The organism is Rhodohalobacter sp. 614A, from assembly GCF_021462415.1.
GTDB lineage: Bacteria > Bacteroidota > Rhodothermia > Balneolales > Balneolaceae > Rhodohalobacter.
Map to the genome: position 1 here is coordinate 142,119 of NZ_JAKEDS010000004.1, position 15,834 is coordinate 157,952.

Annotated in this window: 7 protein-coding genes; 2 read left to right on the forward strand and 5 right to left on the reverse strand. The window is 43.0% G+C overall.

Annotated features, from left to right (window positions below; genetic code table 11):
- Positions 1–60: 60 nt before the first annotated feature.
- The 5 genes from L0B18_RS17585 to L0B18_RS17605 all read right to left on the reverse strand — a co-directional run bounded on the left by L0B18_RS17585 (position 61) and on the right by L0B18_RS17605 (position 12,541).
- Positions 61–2,490: an ABC transporter permease gene (locus tag L0B18_RS17585; RefSeq protein WP_234573175.1), complete on the reverse strand. Its 2,430-nt coding sequence runs from the start codon at positions 2,488–2,490 to the stop codon at positions 61–63.
- 85 nt (positions 2,491–2,575) lie between these two features.
- Complete coding sequence (locus L0B18_RS17590; protein ID WP_234573176.1) at positions 2,576–4,936, reverse strand: ABC transporter permease; 2,361 nt, start codon at positions 4,934–4,936, stop codon at positions 2,576–2,578.
- 60 nt (positions 4,937–4,996) lie between these two features.
- Entirely contained in the window at positions 4,997–7,408 is a 2,412-nt protein-coding gene (locus L0B18_RS17595) for an ABC transporter permease (RefSeq protein WP_234573178.1), read from the reverse strand.
- Between the two features lie 84 nt (positions 7,409–7,492).
- A complete protein-coding gene (locus tag L0B18_RS17600) occupies positions 7,493–9,907 on the reverse strand; it encodes an FtsX-like permease family protein (RefSeq protein WP_234573180.1) in 2,415 nt (804 codons plus the stop codon).
- Positions 9,908–10,189: 282 nt separating this feature from the next.
- Positions 10,190–12,541: an ABC transporter permease gene (locus L0B18_RS17605; RefSeq protein WP_234573181.1), complete on the reverse strand. Its 2,352-nt coding sequence runs from the start codon at positions 12,539–12,541 to the stop codon at positions 10,190–10,192.
- A 652-nt stretch (positions 12,542–13,193) separates the two neighbouring features.
- Here L0B18_RS17605 and L0B18_RS17610 point away from each other — a divergent pair.
- Both L0B18_RS17610 and L0B18_RS17615 read left to right on the forward strand, forming a co-directional pair.
- Positions 13,194–14,036 carry a sulfurtransferase gene (locus L0B18_RS17610; RefSeq protein ID WP_234573183.1) on the forward strand — a complete coding sequence of 281 codons (843 nt, stop codon included), beginning with the start codon at positions 13,194–13,196 and terminating at the stop codon, positions 14,034–14,036.
- 118 nt (positions 14,037–14,154) lie between these two features.
- Positions 14,155–15,828 carry an NADPH-dependent assimilatory sulfite reductase hemoprotein subunit gene (locus L0B18_RS17615; RefSeq protein WP_234573184.1) on the forward strand — a complete coding sequence of 558 codons (1,674 nt, stop codon included), beginning with the start codon at positions 14,155–14,157 and terminating at the stop codon, positions 15,826–15,828.
- Positions 15,829–15,834 lie beyond the last annotated feature (6 nt).

Here is a 15,834-nt window from a genome sequence, read left to right on the forward strand (position 1 = left end):
GTCTTCAGCTATCAGTACCTCCTTTCCGAAGGCTGATAGCTGACTGCTGACAGCTCGTTATTATTCACTCCTCAAACTGTTTATGGGATTCATTAATGCTGCACGGAGGGATTGCCAGCTTACGGTTATCAATGCTACAAGTATGGCTATAGCGCCGGCGATAGCAAAAATCCTCCATCCTATGTCAATCCTATAGGCAAAATCGGCCAGCCACTGGTTCATTACGTACCATGCTATTGGTATTGCAATTACGAACCCTATACACACAAGTTTTACAAAATCTTTGGAAAGCAATGCTATGATATCTCTGACGGTCGCCCCCAACACTTTTCGAACGCCGATCTCTTTCGTTCGCTGTTGAGCTGCATAAGCGGCAAGACCGAATAAGCCTAAACAGGCCACGAATATGGCCAAGGCTGTAAATATTCCGAAGAGAGCTCCAAATTTTTCAACTGTCTGATATTGGGCGTCAAAGGACTGATCCAGGAAACTGAACAAAAAGGGCCGGTGAGGAGCAACTTCTCTCCACGTTGCTTCAACATCAGAAAGGGTAGCTGAGATATCATCGGTTGAAACCTGAAGCACTACGTAATTGAGCCAAGGTGCAACCCGAAATGTGAGCGGACGAATTTCATTCTGGAGGGATTCATGATTGAAATTTTTTACCACTCCAATCACTTCTCCTTCCCTTCCCCATTGCTGGAATCTTTTCCCAATTACTTCAGAAGGATCGCTGTAGCCTAATTGCTCAGCGGCCACATCATTTATGATTAAGGCTTCTTCTGCATCTGTGGAATAATCTTCGCTGAACAGGCGACCCGCTGCAACTTCTACCTCAATTTGGTTTAAGAACTCAGCGTCTACCTCATATAACCCCGGGTTTATCTGCTGCATGGCTCCCTGGGCGGTTTCAATCTGACTGGTAGCATGTGGAAAGTAGCCGCCCGGTATACTGCGGGTTGCAGATACATTCTGAACACCCGGCACTCTTTCAAATTCCTGCTTTATGTTATCAATGTTATCATTTACAAGTGCATCGGCTCCATAATCGAGGACAAGTTGTTGTCGATCCTGGAATCCTAACGGCTGTTCCTGCAGGTATTGCAACTGGTTTCGAACCACCAGTGTCCCGATAATCAAAACAATTGCAGCCGTAAATTGAAAAACAACCAATCCTTTTCGCAGTGCTGCCCCTGAACCTGATGAAGAAAAGTTGCCTTTCAAGACCTGAACCGGGCGAAAAGCGGATAATACGAATGCGGGATAAAAACCCGCCAGAAGTCCTACGGCTACAGTTCCAATAATCAGAATAGCTATCACATGTATTCCGGTGAAGATGGCACCCGGGATCTCTTTTCCGGAAAGCTCCTGGAAAAAGGGCAGCGCGATTTGTGATATTGCCAATGCCAAAACTGTGGCCGTACCGGCTAAAAGAATAGCTTCTGATATAAATTGCCAGATCAGTCCGCCGCGTTTGGCTCCAATAGATTTACGAATACCCACCTCTTTTGCTCGGGTTGTTGAGTATGCCGTTGCCAGGTTCATAAAGTTGACGCATGCAATCAGGAGAATAAAAAAACCGATGAAACTAAAGATATATAGGTTAGCCTCATTCCCTTTGGGGCCAGGTTGAAATCCGGATACCACACTCAAATACGCTTCAGTAATTGGTTCTAAGTTGAAGTCCAACGTTTGCGGAGGATCTTGTAATTCATCTCCAACATATTTTTGAACAAACGCCGGAAGTTTCTCTTCTAATGCTTCAGCTGATGTATTTTCTTCGAGCAGCACATAAGTGAAAAAATCAACATATCCCCAACTATCAAACACAAAAGCCCGATCAATGGCACGCGATTCATTTTCAAAAGTACTCATGGACAGAAGCATGTTGAAGTCAAGATGCGTATTTGATGGTATATCAGCCATTACTCCAGTCACAGTAAGGGGAGTTTCCTCTGAACCAAGCTGGAGCAATTTTCCAAGCGGGTCTTCCTCTCCAAAATATCTAACAGCCGAACTTTCAGTTAAAATGATACTGTTCGGTTGAACCAATGCTGTCTCGGGATCACCTTGTATCAACGAAAAGCTAAAAACATCAAAAAAAGATGGATCTGCAAAAAAGTATCGTTCTTCCTGAAAGGCTTCATCACCACGACTAATAAGCTGTTGATGCCTTCCTGATAAACGAACGGTATGTTCAACCTCAGGAAAATCTTGTTCTAAAAGTGGTGCGATTGCTGCTGATCCCCAAGCCATGTACTCCTCCGGTGTTGCAGGAGGAAGATCTTCACCAATTCTGTGTTCGTAGGTCAGACGATAAAGCCGGTCCGATTTCTCATGAAAGGTATCATAGTTCCATTCGTGACTTACATAGATGCCAATGAGCAGACAGCAGGAAATCCCAATAGCAAGACCACCGATATTTATAAATGAATACCCCGGATTCTTCCAAAGATTTCTAAGTGCAATTTTAATGTAGTTTTTAAACATTTTGTTTGTCGTTCGTTGTCAGTGGTTAATACATGTGCCGTCAGACGGCTTGAAGTAGTCTGACAGCTAAAAATCACAAACCAATCTATTCACTCCTCAAACTTTTCACCGGATTCATCAACGCGGCTTTAATCGATTGCCAACTTACGGTTGCCAAGGCAATAAAAAGGGCGACTCCACCCGCGATTGCAAATACACCCGGGCCAATTTCAATACTGTAAGCATAATCGGCCAGCCATCGGCTCATCATATACCACGCAATAGGAACTGCTATGGCAAATCCGGTGATTACAAGAAGGATAAAGTCTTTACCCATCAAACCGACGATATTCAACACACTTGCGCCCAATACCTTGCGCACTCCAATTTCTTTGGTTCGTTGCTCAGCGGTATGGGCGGCAAGGCCTAACAATCCCAGGCAGGAAATCAGAATGGCAAGCCCGGCAAAATATTTTGATAAGGATGCAACCCGCTGTTCTGCGGTATACTGGGCCTGAAAGCTTTCATCGAGAAATTGGTATTCAAAAGGATAGCCGGGATTAAACTGTTGGTACAAGTCTCCGAGGCTTGCCAACGCCTCGCGTTCATTTCCAGCCTCTATCCTTACCACAACATATTTAACCACATCGGGCATCATTCGCAGGTATATCGGTTCAACTTTATCATGCAGAGATTTGAAATGGAAATCTTTTATAACGCCAATTATTTGTGCTCTGCCATTAGCAACTGTTTTGCCCACCGGGTCTTCGATGCCCATTGCCCTGATAGCCGTTTCATTAAAAATGATTCCCGAACTGTCTGTACTAAATTCCCGGCTAAAACTTCGCCCTGATGAAACTTCCATGCCCATCGTTTCGACAAAATCATAGTCCACACCAAAAATTTGAAACTGAAAAATATCGTCCGGGTTTTTGCCTTCCCAATCCAACGTCCCGCTCCAATTCTGTCCAATCATGCTATGGGTCGTGCTCGACGTATTCCTTATGCCCGGTAATTTTTTGGCTTCGGATTGAAACGTCCGTAACTGATTTTTTAAACTTCCCTCTACTTTAAGCTGTACAATATTGTCTTGCTCATACCCCAGGTTTTGGCTTTGCACAAATTCAATCTGTTTATAGACAACCAACACCGAAACAATCAGCACGATGGAAAGAGTAAACTGAACGATGACTAACCCTTTTCGTGTCCACGATTCACCGGAACTATTGCTATTCGGTTTTCCTTTGAGAACGGCTACTGCATTAAATCCTGAGAGATAAAGTGCCGGATAACTCCCAGCAATAAGACCTGTAAAAACCACTATGCCTGCCATTATGGTAACAAGACGAACATCGGCATTTAATACCAATTGTTTTCCTACAATACTGTTGAATTGGGGAAGAAAGATTTCTACTAACAAAACGGCAAGCATCAATGCCATAAAAGCCATTGCAACAGATTCACCCAAAAATTGACCAATGAAGGTGTTTCGTTGAGCCCCCACAGCTTTTTTTATTCCTATCTCTTTTAATCGTTTGGAAGCACGTGCCGTCGACAGATTCATAAAATTAATACAGGCAATCACCAGGATAATCAAAGCGATAACAGAGAATAGCCTCACATATTGGATTCTCCCTCCCGCCTGTGTCCCATTTTCATACCTTCCGTAAAGATAATGTTCTGAAAAGGGAATAAGCGTAGCGGTGCGAATGGTATTTTCATCCCGGTTTCTTCGAACCTGTTCGACTTTTGCATTTAATTGTTCGATATCCGTTCCTTCCTGTACCAATACATATACTTTAGGGCCGCTGCTATTCCAGGTATGTAGTGACGTCCATGGAGGCGTTTCCCTCGAAGCTTCAGTGGATAATGCAAAATCGAACTGCATGGTAGAGTTGGAAGGCACGTTCTCAAAAATTCCGGTTACCTGGAATATTCGGTTATGCTCAAATTCTACGGCTTCACCCACTACATTATCAATACTGCCAAACAGATTGGCAGCTAATTCTTCGGATAATACAATTGAATTCGGATCTGTCATGACCGAATTTTTGTCTCCCTGAATGATATCAAAAGAAAAAATATTGAAATAATCTTCACCCACGAGCTGGCCTGTAGCCTTGATATTGTTCTCTCCAACCGAAAGAAGATGCTCGCCAAACCACGATGGAGGAATGGTCGCGGTTGCATATTCTACTTCGGGCATTTCAGCCGCTAATAGTTCGGCCATGGGACCTGAAGTTTCTATAATGGTTTGAATACCATCCGTAAATTCTACATGTTCGATAACCTGGTAAATTCGCTCATGATTTTCATGAAATTTATCCACACTCAGTTCATCATTCACCCACAGATAAATTAACAATACACATGCCAGCCCTGTGGATAAACCTATCAGATTGATCAAAAAAGTACTTTTATCTTTCTTGATATTTCGAAAGAAAAGATTGAAATAGTGTTTCAGCATAATGTTGTCCGTTATTACTTGATTATTTTCTTGTCTGGCAGATACTTACCACGATCCGGCTTATTCACTTCTCAGGCTCTTTACCGGGTTTGCCAGTGCTGATTTAACAGCATGATAGCCAACCGTTAAAAGTGCTATTGCAAGAGCTCCAAAACCCGCTGCCAAAAAGAACCAAACTGAAAGCGGAACCCGATAGGCAAAATTGGTAAGCCAGTTTTGCATAATTATGTAGGCCAGTGGGGTTGCAACTACTACTCCTAATAAAATCAGCATCGCAAATTCGCGGGATATCAGTGTAACAATATGGTGTACTTTTGCTCCCAGAACTTTCCTGATTCCAATTTCTTTTGTCCGGCGGGATACTGTCAATGCGGTTAATCCCAACAAACCAAGACAGGCAATCAGCACAGAAAACATTGCTGCGTAGCGTATGATTTCACTCCATCGCCGATCATTTGCGTATTGTGTCTGCATCTGATCATCAAGAAAATGATAGGTGAAAGGAAGTTCAGAAACTGTGCCTTGCCAGGTTTCCTTAAGAAGATCCAGTGTGGAAGGAATATTATCGGGACGGATACGAACAAGCATCTGCTCAAAATACCAGTTCGGATCCAGCGTGAGCATTAATGGGCCCACTTCTTGATATAATGACTGGAAATGATAGTCTTTTACAACCCCGATTATTTCCGGCCCTTCGCCGGGTTTTGCCCAGGGGAAGGGAATCGTCTGGCCAACCGGATCCTCAATCTCTAAATCCCTGACCAGCGCTTCATCAACAATAACAGCCCGGTTGGAAGCCATATCTCGGTTCACATCAAAATCACGTCCGGCCACCAAGTTCAATCCCAGAAAATCAATGTAATAGGGATCCACACGGAAAACACTTATGGCAACATGTTTATCTTTGTATGGAAATGCCATGCCCATGGTACCTGTCCGGCCGAGTTCATTACCTGAAGCTGTTATCCCAACAATACTCGTCTCCTGCCCCAGCCTGTTTCGAAATTTTTGTGCAATTTCTCCGGCATCCAGCCCACTTGTTGGAATAACTACCACTTGTTCATTATTGAAGCCTAAATCTATCGAACGGGTATAGGCAAGCTGGCGGGACATGATTAACGTACTTGTAATCAAAAAGACCGTAACTGTAAACTGAAACACAATTAAAGATTTCGAGAAAATACCCGTCTTGCCGGTCTGTATATGTTTTGAAAGAGAATCTACCGGTTTAAAACCAGACAGCAGAAGGGCCGGATAACTGCCTGAAATAAAACTGGTGATAATAAGCAGGCCAGTCAAAACTAAAATTGTGATGCTATTGGCAGCCATGTTAATCTCAAGGCTTTTATCAGTAAGTTGATTAAACACGGGCAAGAATATTTCTGCCATCATCACACCAAGAGCCAATGCAATACTGCTCAGAAAAAAAGCTTCACCCCAGAATTGAACCATCAGCTGTTTTCTGTCTGCACCCACCACTTTACGAACGCCCACTTCGGTAGCGCGGCGTACCGACCTTCCAATAGACAGCGTCATAAAATTTATACAAGCAATAATAAGTACTGCAATGGCAATCCCAGAGAGAATAATAGAATAACTGGGATCACTATCTCTTGTGAGGTGAATCTCCTGAATGGGATTCAAATTGTAAGTATCTGTTTCGGTGCTATCATATCGGCCTGCTTCTTTTTCTTGTGCAATATCGGTCGCATGATATTTTTCATAGAATGCAGGAAGATTGGACTCAATCTGAGATTCCCTCGACCCTGAATTCAATTGAACATATGTATGAGCAGAATAAAAATGCCAGCTATCGGCATTGCTCTTAAAGGCTTCATCAAACATCAATAACCGCTGAAATGGCAGTAAAATGCCAAATTGAATGGTTGAGTTGCCGGGTATATTTTGAGCAACTCCGCTCACAACAAAACTTTCGAACTGTTGGTTAAGCCGAATTTCCATTGTTTTGCCAACAGGGTTTTCATCCCCAAAGTATTTACCGGCCATCTCCCGGGTCAGCACAACATGATCGGGGTTTTCCAGAGCCGTTAATGGATCTCCTGACTGCAATGGAAACGTAAATACGGTTAGCAAAGACGGATCAGCGAAAAGCACATTTTCTTGCAGAGCTTCGGATGAGGAGCCCTGTACCCGTACAAAAAGTTCTTTATGTTGAATCCGAATATACTCTTCAATTCCGGAAATCTCGGATTGCAATGCGGGGCCAAGTACAACAGGGCCGGTAGGCGTACCGGTAGACTGGCTTCCATCTGCGTAAAGTGTGGTTTCTTCCACCCGGAAAATCTGATCTCCTTCCTGATGAAACTGATCAAAAGTAAGTTCATCTTGTACAAAGAGATAAATCAGAATGCAAAATGCAATTCCGATACTCAAACCAAACACATTTACAAAAGCATATCCTTTTTCACGAAGAATATTACGCCAGGCAATTTTGATGTAGTTTTTAATCATATTTTTTCAGCTTTCAGCTAACAGACGTCAGCTTTCAGTTCCGCCTTTCTAACGGCTGATAGCTGATGGCTGACAGCTCATTTGTCATTCACTCTTTAAACTGTTTACGGGATTGGCCAAAGCGGCGCTTAACGATTTATACCCAACTGTTAAAGCCGCGATCAAAATGGTTCCGCCAAATGCTATGGCAAAAATCCCTACGCCGACTTCAATTTTGTACGCAAAATCGGCCAGCCATTGTTGCATTAAATACCAGGAGACCGGAGCAGCTATCAGAAAAGCAATTCCGGTGAGAAGCATCAACTCTGAGGCAAAAATCCTGAGGATATCGCCAATACTTGCACCCAAAACTTTTCGGACGCCAATCTCTTTTGTACGGGTAGCCGCCATATAAGAAACCAGGCCAAACAAACCGAGACAGCCAATCAATATGGCAACAATGGTAAATGCATTCATGATATCGGCAGTGCGCTGTTCCGATTCGTACATTTCAGCAATATTTTCATCCACAAAGCGATATTCGAAGACAAAGTCCGGAAAGAGTTCTACATATGCCTTTTCAAGTGCCATCAAGGCATCCTTGGTACGGGATGGCTGAGTACGTATGGCTCCTAAAGAAAAGGATCGGCGTGGAGCAAGAATTACAGGTTGAAGCTCTGTATGTAAAGAGGACGTGTTAAAATCTTTTACGACCCCTACAATAGGTGCCTCCTGCCCCCAAAATCGGTTTGTTTTTCCAATCAAGGCCTGATAATTATCACCATAACCAACCTGCCTGGCAAAAGCCTCATTTACTAAAAACTGATTGACCGTATCAGAAGGAGTAATATCCCGCCCGGCCAGTATGGTCAGTCCATAGGTGGAGATGAAATCTTCATCCACAAACTTGATTTCGGCATTATTTTCAAGCCGGGTGGTATCTATCTGAAGAACATAGTTTCCTCCCCAGGTGTTATTACTGGTGGTTCCGGTATTCGAGAAGGTTACATTCTGTATACTTGATTCATTCAGAAGTTGATTTTTCAGTGTGTTCAAGGTTTGTTCATTATCATTGGGAATGGAGACTTCCACCAGGGCTTCTTTGTTAAATCCCAGATCCTTCGTCTGAAAGAATTTGATTTGATTGGCGATGATAATCGTACCGATAATTAATATCTGAGTAATAGCAAACTGAATAATAATCAGACCACGGCGAAGAGTTAGCCCGCGACTGTAACTGGCATTTATTTTATTCCGGATAGCTTCCATCGGGTTGAAAGAAGAAAGATGGCGGGCTGGATACCATCCTGCAGCCAGTGTTATTCCTAAAAACAGAACTGTGATAAACAATATCAGCTCAGGATTTGAAAACAGATTCAGTTTGGGAGTAAAACCAAGAAGGGGTTCAATGCCACTCAGAACTATTTCGGTGATTGCAATTCCCAGAATAAGAGAAATAAGTGTGGTGAATGCCGTTTCGCCCAAAAAGTGAAACGTTAGCTGAAGTCTCGTTCCTCCCAATGTTTTTCGCAAGCCAACTTCTTTCGATCTCTGGGTGGCAATGGCCGTATTCAGATTTATAAAATTGATGCATGCTGTCAATAGCAGCAAAAACCCGATGATGCCCAGTGCCGTCAGTGTTTCCTTTTCGATCACGCGACCGGAATAATTTTCATAACGGCTGTCGAAGTGTATTTCTGACAAAGGCTGAAGAAGATATTCCTTCTCCTCAGCCATCTTCTGATCTGTGTACTTCACAATCATCGGATCGAACTGTACCTGCACCTGCTCGGGAGTAACGCCGGGTTGTAGTTTCACATAAGTTTGTAGTGAACTGGAACTGCTTCCCCATTCGGTATATTCTTCTTCATACGTGTATCCTGATCTTGAACGGGAATTTGCAGCTACGAAGACCGTAAATGGAAAGTCGGATTTGGCAGGCAGATCTTCCACCATGCCTGTGATTTCGAGGTCGATAAAATCTTCCGTAAAAATGACCAACTCTTTCCCGATAACATCCGTAGTACCGAACATTTTTTGAGCAAAATTTTTGCTGATAACCACCGAGTTGGGGTTTTCCAAAGCCGTATTAGAATCACCCGACAACCACGTATACGTAAAAATCTCAAAATATTCTGGCTCTACAAGTGCAAGATTCTCTTCTTTAAATTTAGTATCAGTACCCGCCCCTTCGGGAAGTGAAACTACAGGAGTGGCAAAATTAGTATTCACCAATGTTACTGATTCAAGACCCGTTATGTCCTCTCGAATGGCTTTTGTTCTGGGATAAGGTCCACCTCTATCATAATCAATTGTACCATAATCACTGTTTTCAGTAACCACACGATAGATTCGGTCGGCGTCTTGGTGAAAGGTGTCGAAGTTCAGATCGTACTGAATCACCAAAAAAATGACTAAAGCACTTACAATTCCCAGACTGAGGCCGCCAATATTTATCAGAGTGTGACTCTTATTTTTAACCAGGTTGCGTGCAGCAATTTTCAGATAATTTTTGAACATGTATTCGATCGTTGAAGGTTGTTCCGGGTTAGTTGAGGGTAGGAAAAATTTAACTATGAACTACAAACAACTAACCACATACAAGACCATTCAACTATCGTACCAAAGTGAAAAATCTATTCAAATCTCTCTAAATCGATGAGGCAAAAGTTTCCTTGTTCGGATTGATACAACAGGTGTACGATTGCGGACAGTTTTTTCAGTGTTCAATAAGCAGTAACCATTTAACAGAATTTCATGATCACTGATAATTGTTTACTGAACTCTGACAGCCGACCGCTCTTATTCACTCTTTAAACTTTGAACCGGATTTACCAGCGCCGCTTTGATGGATTGCCAGCTTAACGTCAGCCACGCGATGACAATGGCAAGAATTCCGGAGAGAGCAAAAATCCACCATTCCATTCCGGATTGATAAGCGAAATCAGACAACCATTTATTCATCAGCCACCAGGAGAGCGGGATAGCAATTCCAATAGAAATGATTACCAGCTTGGTGAAATCTTTGGTCAAAAGAAGTACCAGATTTTGTATGGAAGCTCCAAGCACTTTTCTTACACCAATCTCTTTGGCACGTTGTTCTGCGGTGAAGGCTGACAAGCCAAACAATCCCAGACATGAAATAATAATTGCAAAAATGGAAAAATACTTTGCCAAATCTCCTATTCGCTGCTCACTTCGATAGAGTGCCGCATACTGTTGGTCCATAAACTCGTACGCAAACGGATAGGTCGGATTGAATTCTTTATACACATCTTCAATTTGGGCAAGTGTACTTTGAATATTCACTGAACCGATGCGCACGTAAGCCAGGTCACTATAGTCAGCCAGCCGGAAAAAGAGCGGGGCAATTTCACTCCGAAGTGTCTGAAAGTGAAAATCTTTTACAACTCCGATGATCTCGGTTTCTTCATCCCACAACGTAATCAACTCCCCTACGGGATTTCCCAATCCCATCACAGCCGCGGCAGTCTCGTTTATAACGATTCGCGAACTATCCGCACCAAACTCCTCAGAATGCGTTCTGCCAGAGAGCAATTCGAAGCCCATCGTTTCAATCAATCCATAATCCACCCCAACATTCTCAAATAGTATCAGTGTTTCAGGATCTTTTCCCGGCCAATCCAAGCCCGACGTGTTCGAATTCCTGCCCATGAATGAGGCACTGGCCCTGGATACATTTATCACTTCGGGAATGGTTTTGAGCCTGTTCTGAAACGAGTTCCATTGATTTTGAACATCACCTTCCATGGTGAACGTAATCAGGTTTTCGTTTTGATACCCCAGGTTTTTCGTCTGTGTATATTGAATCTGTTTGTAGATAATAACCGTGGAAATAATCAGAACAACGGAAAGTGTAAACTGGAATATCACCAACCCTTTTCTCGCAAAAACTTCGCCTCCTGATGATTTCAGAGTCCCTTTCAATGTTTTCACCGCTTCAAAGGATGACAAATAAAAAGCCGGGTAACTTCCTGCAATCAAGCCGGTTACAAGAGCCGTTCCTATAAAAATCATCAACAGATTTGCTTCCAGGTAATTGACTTCTATAGCTTTGTCTGTGAGATCATTAAATATTGGCAAACTCATTTCTACAAGAAAGATTGAAATGATCAGGGAAAAGAAAGTGATGATCATCGACTCCCCGATAAACTGGCCGATCAAAGAAGCTTTACTGGCTCCAATGGATTTTCGAATGCCAACTTCCCTTGCCCGCTTGGTGGCTTTCGCCGTGCTCAGGTTCATAAAATTGATACAGGCAATCAGAAGAATAAAAATTGCAACAATAGTAAAGAGACGAACATATTCGATGCGCCCACCGGCTACCACTCCATTCTCAAACTGTCCGTATAAATAACGTTCCTTAAACGGGTAAACAAACAATTCTACGTTTGAATCATCCTCATCTTTATTCTTAATAAAATTGCTGATCTTGTTATTTAAAGCAGCAATGTTTGTACCGGGATATAACTTTGCGATGCTTCTCGGACCGTTGTTTCCCCATTGCTGTGCCCATTCATTCCGTTCCAACCAGTCTTCAAACGGCAGAACGTAATCGAACTCTATAGAGGAACTCTCCGGCAATTTCTCAAAAACTCCGGTGATGGTATGGAGTTCAGTTCCATCAATGGTGATCGATTCACCCAAAACATTCTCCCGATTGAAATACTTAACCGCCAACTCTTTGGAAATAGCGATGGTTTTAGGGCTGTTGATCAATTCATCCCGATTTCCATGAAGTAAATTGATATCCAAAATGTGAAAGAAATCGGGCCGGGCATACAAACCATTTTCTTTCAGAGATTTTTCATCTTTTGTGAACAGAAATTCCACATTCCAGGTATAAGTGGCTACATACTCAAATTCCGGAACTTCATCCTTGAGGGCGGGAGCTAAAATTCCGGGCGTTGAAAGTGTGGTCATAATTTCATCCGAATAACTTTGATGTTCCATCACCTGGAAAATCTGATCCGCATCAGCATGAAATCGGTCAACATTCATTTCGTCCATCACCCAAAGAAGAATCAGGATACTGCAAGCCATTCCAATGGAAAGGCCAATCACGTTTATAAAAAAGGAACTCTTGTGTCTTTTAAAAGTTCGGAAGGCAGTTTTAATGTAGTTAGTCAGCATGTTCTTACCCGGAGAGAATTAAAGTTATTACCGTGAGTAAGACGAGGTAAAAGAAATAACGTTACAAGGTTTTTTGTTAGCGGATGTTGGTTCGTTTTAAATCTTCATCATTTTGATTTTTTAGTTACTCACGCACAAATTTTCCGGATCAACTCTTTTCTGGCTGAATTCATACCCTCACAAAAGAGACTATTTTCACTTCTTTTTAAATTTTTTTCATTCAATTACAGAATTGATAAAAGCGCTTTTTTTATATTTTAAGTGCATCTCATCCGAAATAATAAAACCTCTTATCGATAAGCTTTTGTTATTTTTTAATCTCGGGGCTTGACATGAAGCGATATAGTGTTTAACCTATTCCCACGTTGAAAATGACTTGATGTCTAAACACTTTTTTTAATGAATCAGAAAAAACCAACCACTAACATTCTCGCTCCTGCGCACCGAAATATGTGCTGTATGATGTGTTGTATGATGATGCCGAGAAAGGTAGTGGAAAGGATATGCTGATTTAACACAACGATCTTCATACAAAGCCCGCTACCAACCAGGTGGCGGGCTTTTTTGTTTTAATCGACCCGCCTGCCTGTCTGTAAAAATGGGCTTTGTGAGAATGACTTAAACCACCAATCAAAAACACAAAGCTAAAACAATGCCAGATACACTAACTGATAAACAAGTACTCGTTACAACCGATTGGGCAGCCGATCATTTAACCGATGAAGGCGTCCGTTTTGTTGAGGTCGACGTAAATACCCGATCCTACGATTCTGGTCACATTACCGGAGCCGTTGGTTGGAACTGGAAAAAAGAACTCCAGGATCAACTGCGAAGAACCATCGCATCCAAAGAAGATTTTGAAAAACTCCTTCAAAAATCCGGAATTGCTGCAGACACCACCGTTGTCCTGTATGGCGACAATAACAACTGGTTTGCCGCATGGGCGTATTGGTTGCTGAAATATTACGGATTCAATGATGTTCGCATTCTTGATGGCGGCCGCAAAAAGTGGGAAGCCGAAGGACGCGAACTCACAACCGACATTCCCGAATACGAATCCACCGACTACACCGTATCGGAAATTAAAGGGGAATTCCGGGCCTTCAGGGATGACATCAAAGAACGACTCAACGCCGGTGACTTCGGTCTCGTTGATGTTCGCTCTCCTGATGAATTCACTGGAAAAATCCTGGCACCTCCCGGATTGGATGAACTCTCACAACGTGCCGGACATATTCCCGGAGCGTCTAACATTCCATGGTCCAAAGCCGTGAATGAAGACGGTACCTTCAAAAGCAAAGAAGAGCTCACAAAAATCTATGCTGATGAAGGAATCACACCTGACAAAGAAATTATCGCTTATTGCCGAATCGGCGAGCGTTCTGCTCACTCCTGGTTTGTCCTGAATGAACTGCTCGAATTCCCAACTGTGCGGAATTACGACGGTTCCTGGACAGAATGGGGTAACCTGATCGATGCCCCCATCGAGAAGTAACCTCAATTTCAACCACAGAATTTGCGCGTTGCGGGGCTGCTGCCTCGTAACGCTGCAATTTCTCTCCTTCAACAAAAACAAGCGATAATCAGCAATTCCAAACAGGCTTAACCCACCAATGAGCAGTAAGAAAAAGAGCAAACTTGAAAACATTAAAGAAGGCAGCAATTACCTTCGTGGACCTTTGGATGTGGAGGTCGGGAATGATGAAGATCATTTCAGTAAAGACGCCATCCAGGTTTTGAAATTTCATGGTACCTATCAACAAGATGATCGGGATAAAAGACAAGGCCGCGACCGCCACTACATTTTTATGATTCGCAGCCGTACACCCGGCGGCAAACTCACTCCCGCCCAATATCTCGCTGTTGATAACATTTCCAATACGCACGCCGATGGCACCATCCGGGTAACCACGAGGCAGGCTTTCCAGCTTCACGGTATCATCAAAAAAGATTTAAAGAAAACAATTAAAGAGATTAATGAATCTCTGATTACAACTCTCGGCGCCTGCGGGGATATTGTACGAAATGTGATGGCCACTCCTGCTCCCGACATCGACGGCCGCCAAGCCAAAGTCCAGGAATTTTCAGATGAGATTTCTGATATCCTGCTTCCGGCTACCAATGCCTATCATGAAATTTGGCTGGATGGCGAGAAAGTTTACTCAGGAAAAGAAGAGATAACCAACACCGAGCCACTTTACGACCGTTCTTACCTGCCGCGTAAATTTAAAATTGCTGTTGCACTTCCCGGAGACAATAGCGTGGATCTCTATACTCAGGATATTGGTTTAGTCGCTTTTTTTGATGAAACGCAGGAAATCGAAGGATTTAATGTTGTTGTTGGCGGCGGAATGGGTATGCACCACCGGAAGCCGGAAACCTTTCCCCGCCTGGGAGATCACCTGGGATACATCACCAAAGACAAAGTGGTAGATGTAATAAAAGGAATTATTGGAATTCAGCGGGATTACGGAAACCGTGAAAACCGTAAACAGGCCCGAATGAAATACCTGATTCACGATTGGGGACTCGCCAAATTCAAAAATGAATTGACGGACCGTCTGGGCTATGAACTCGAAGAATTCCGTGAACTTCCAAAGTTTGAACTGGAATTGTATTTGGGATGGAAAAAGCAATCGGACGGAAACTGGTTTTTGGGCATTTCTGTCGAAAATGGACGCATCAAAGATGAAGGGGATTTAAAACTGAAAAGTGCTCTTCGAAAGATAGTAGAAGACTTTCAGCCTGAAGTTCGGATGACTCCCAATCACAATGTTCTCCTCACCAATATCCCTGAAGAATACAAGCAGCCTATTGAACAGATTTTTCATGAGTATGGTGTTCAGTTGCCCGATGAAATTCCAAATGCTATCAAGTTTTCCATGGCCTGCCCTGCCCTGCCCACCTGCGGACTTGCCATTGCGGAGTCTGAACGGGTTATGCCAGATGTTATTCGCGATTTGAATGGAGTTTTGGAAGAGCTTGAACTCCAGAATGAAAAACTCTCCGTACGAATGACCGGCTGCCCCAATGGATGTGCAAGGCCATATGTAGCCGACATTGGTTTTGTAGGCCGTTCGCTGGATAAATACACTATTTTTATTGGCGGAGATCCGTCAGGAACACGATTGAATAAAGAGTACAAAGACATGGTTCCGCGGGAAGAACTAATTCAGGAAGTTCGCCCGTTACTCGAACATTTCAAAAAAGAGCGATCAGTAAATGAGTCCTTCAGTGATTTCTGGAATCGTATTGGAATTGAAGACTCACCACAAATACCAGCCTGAAAAATT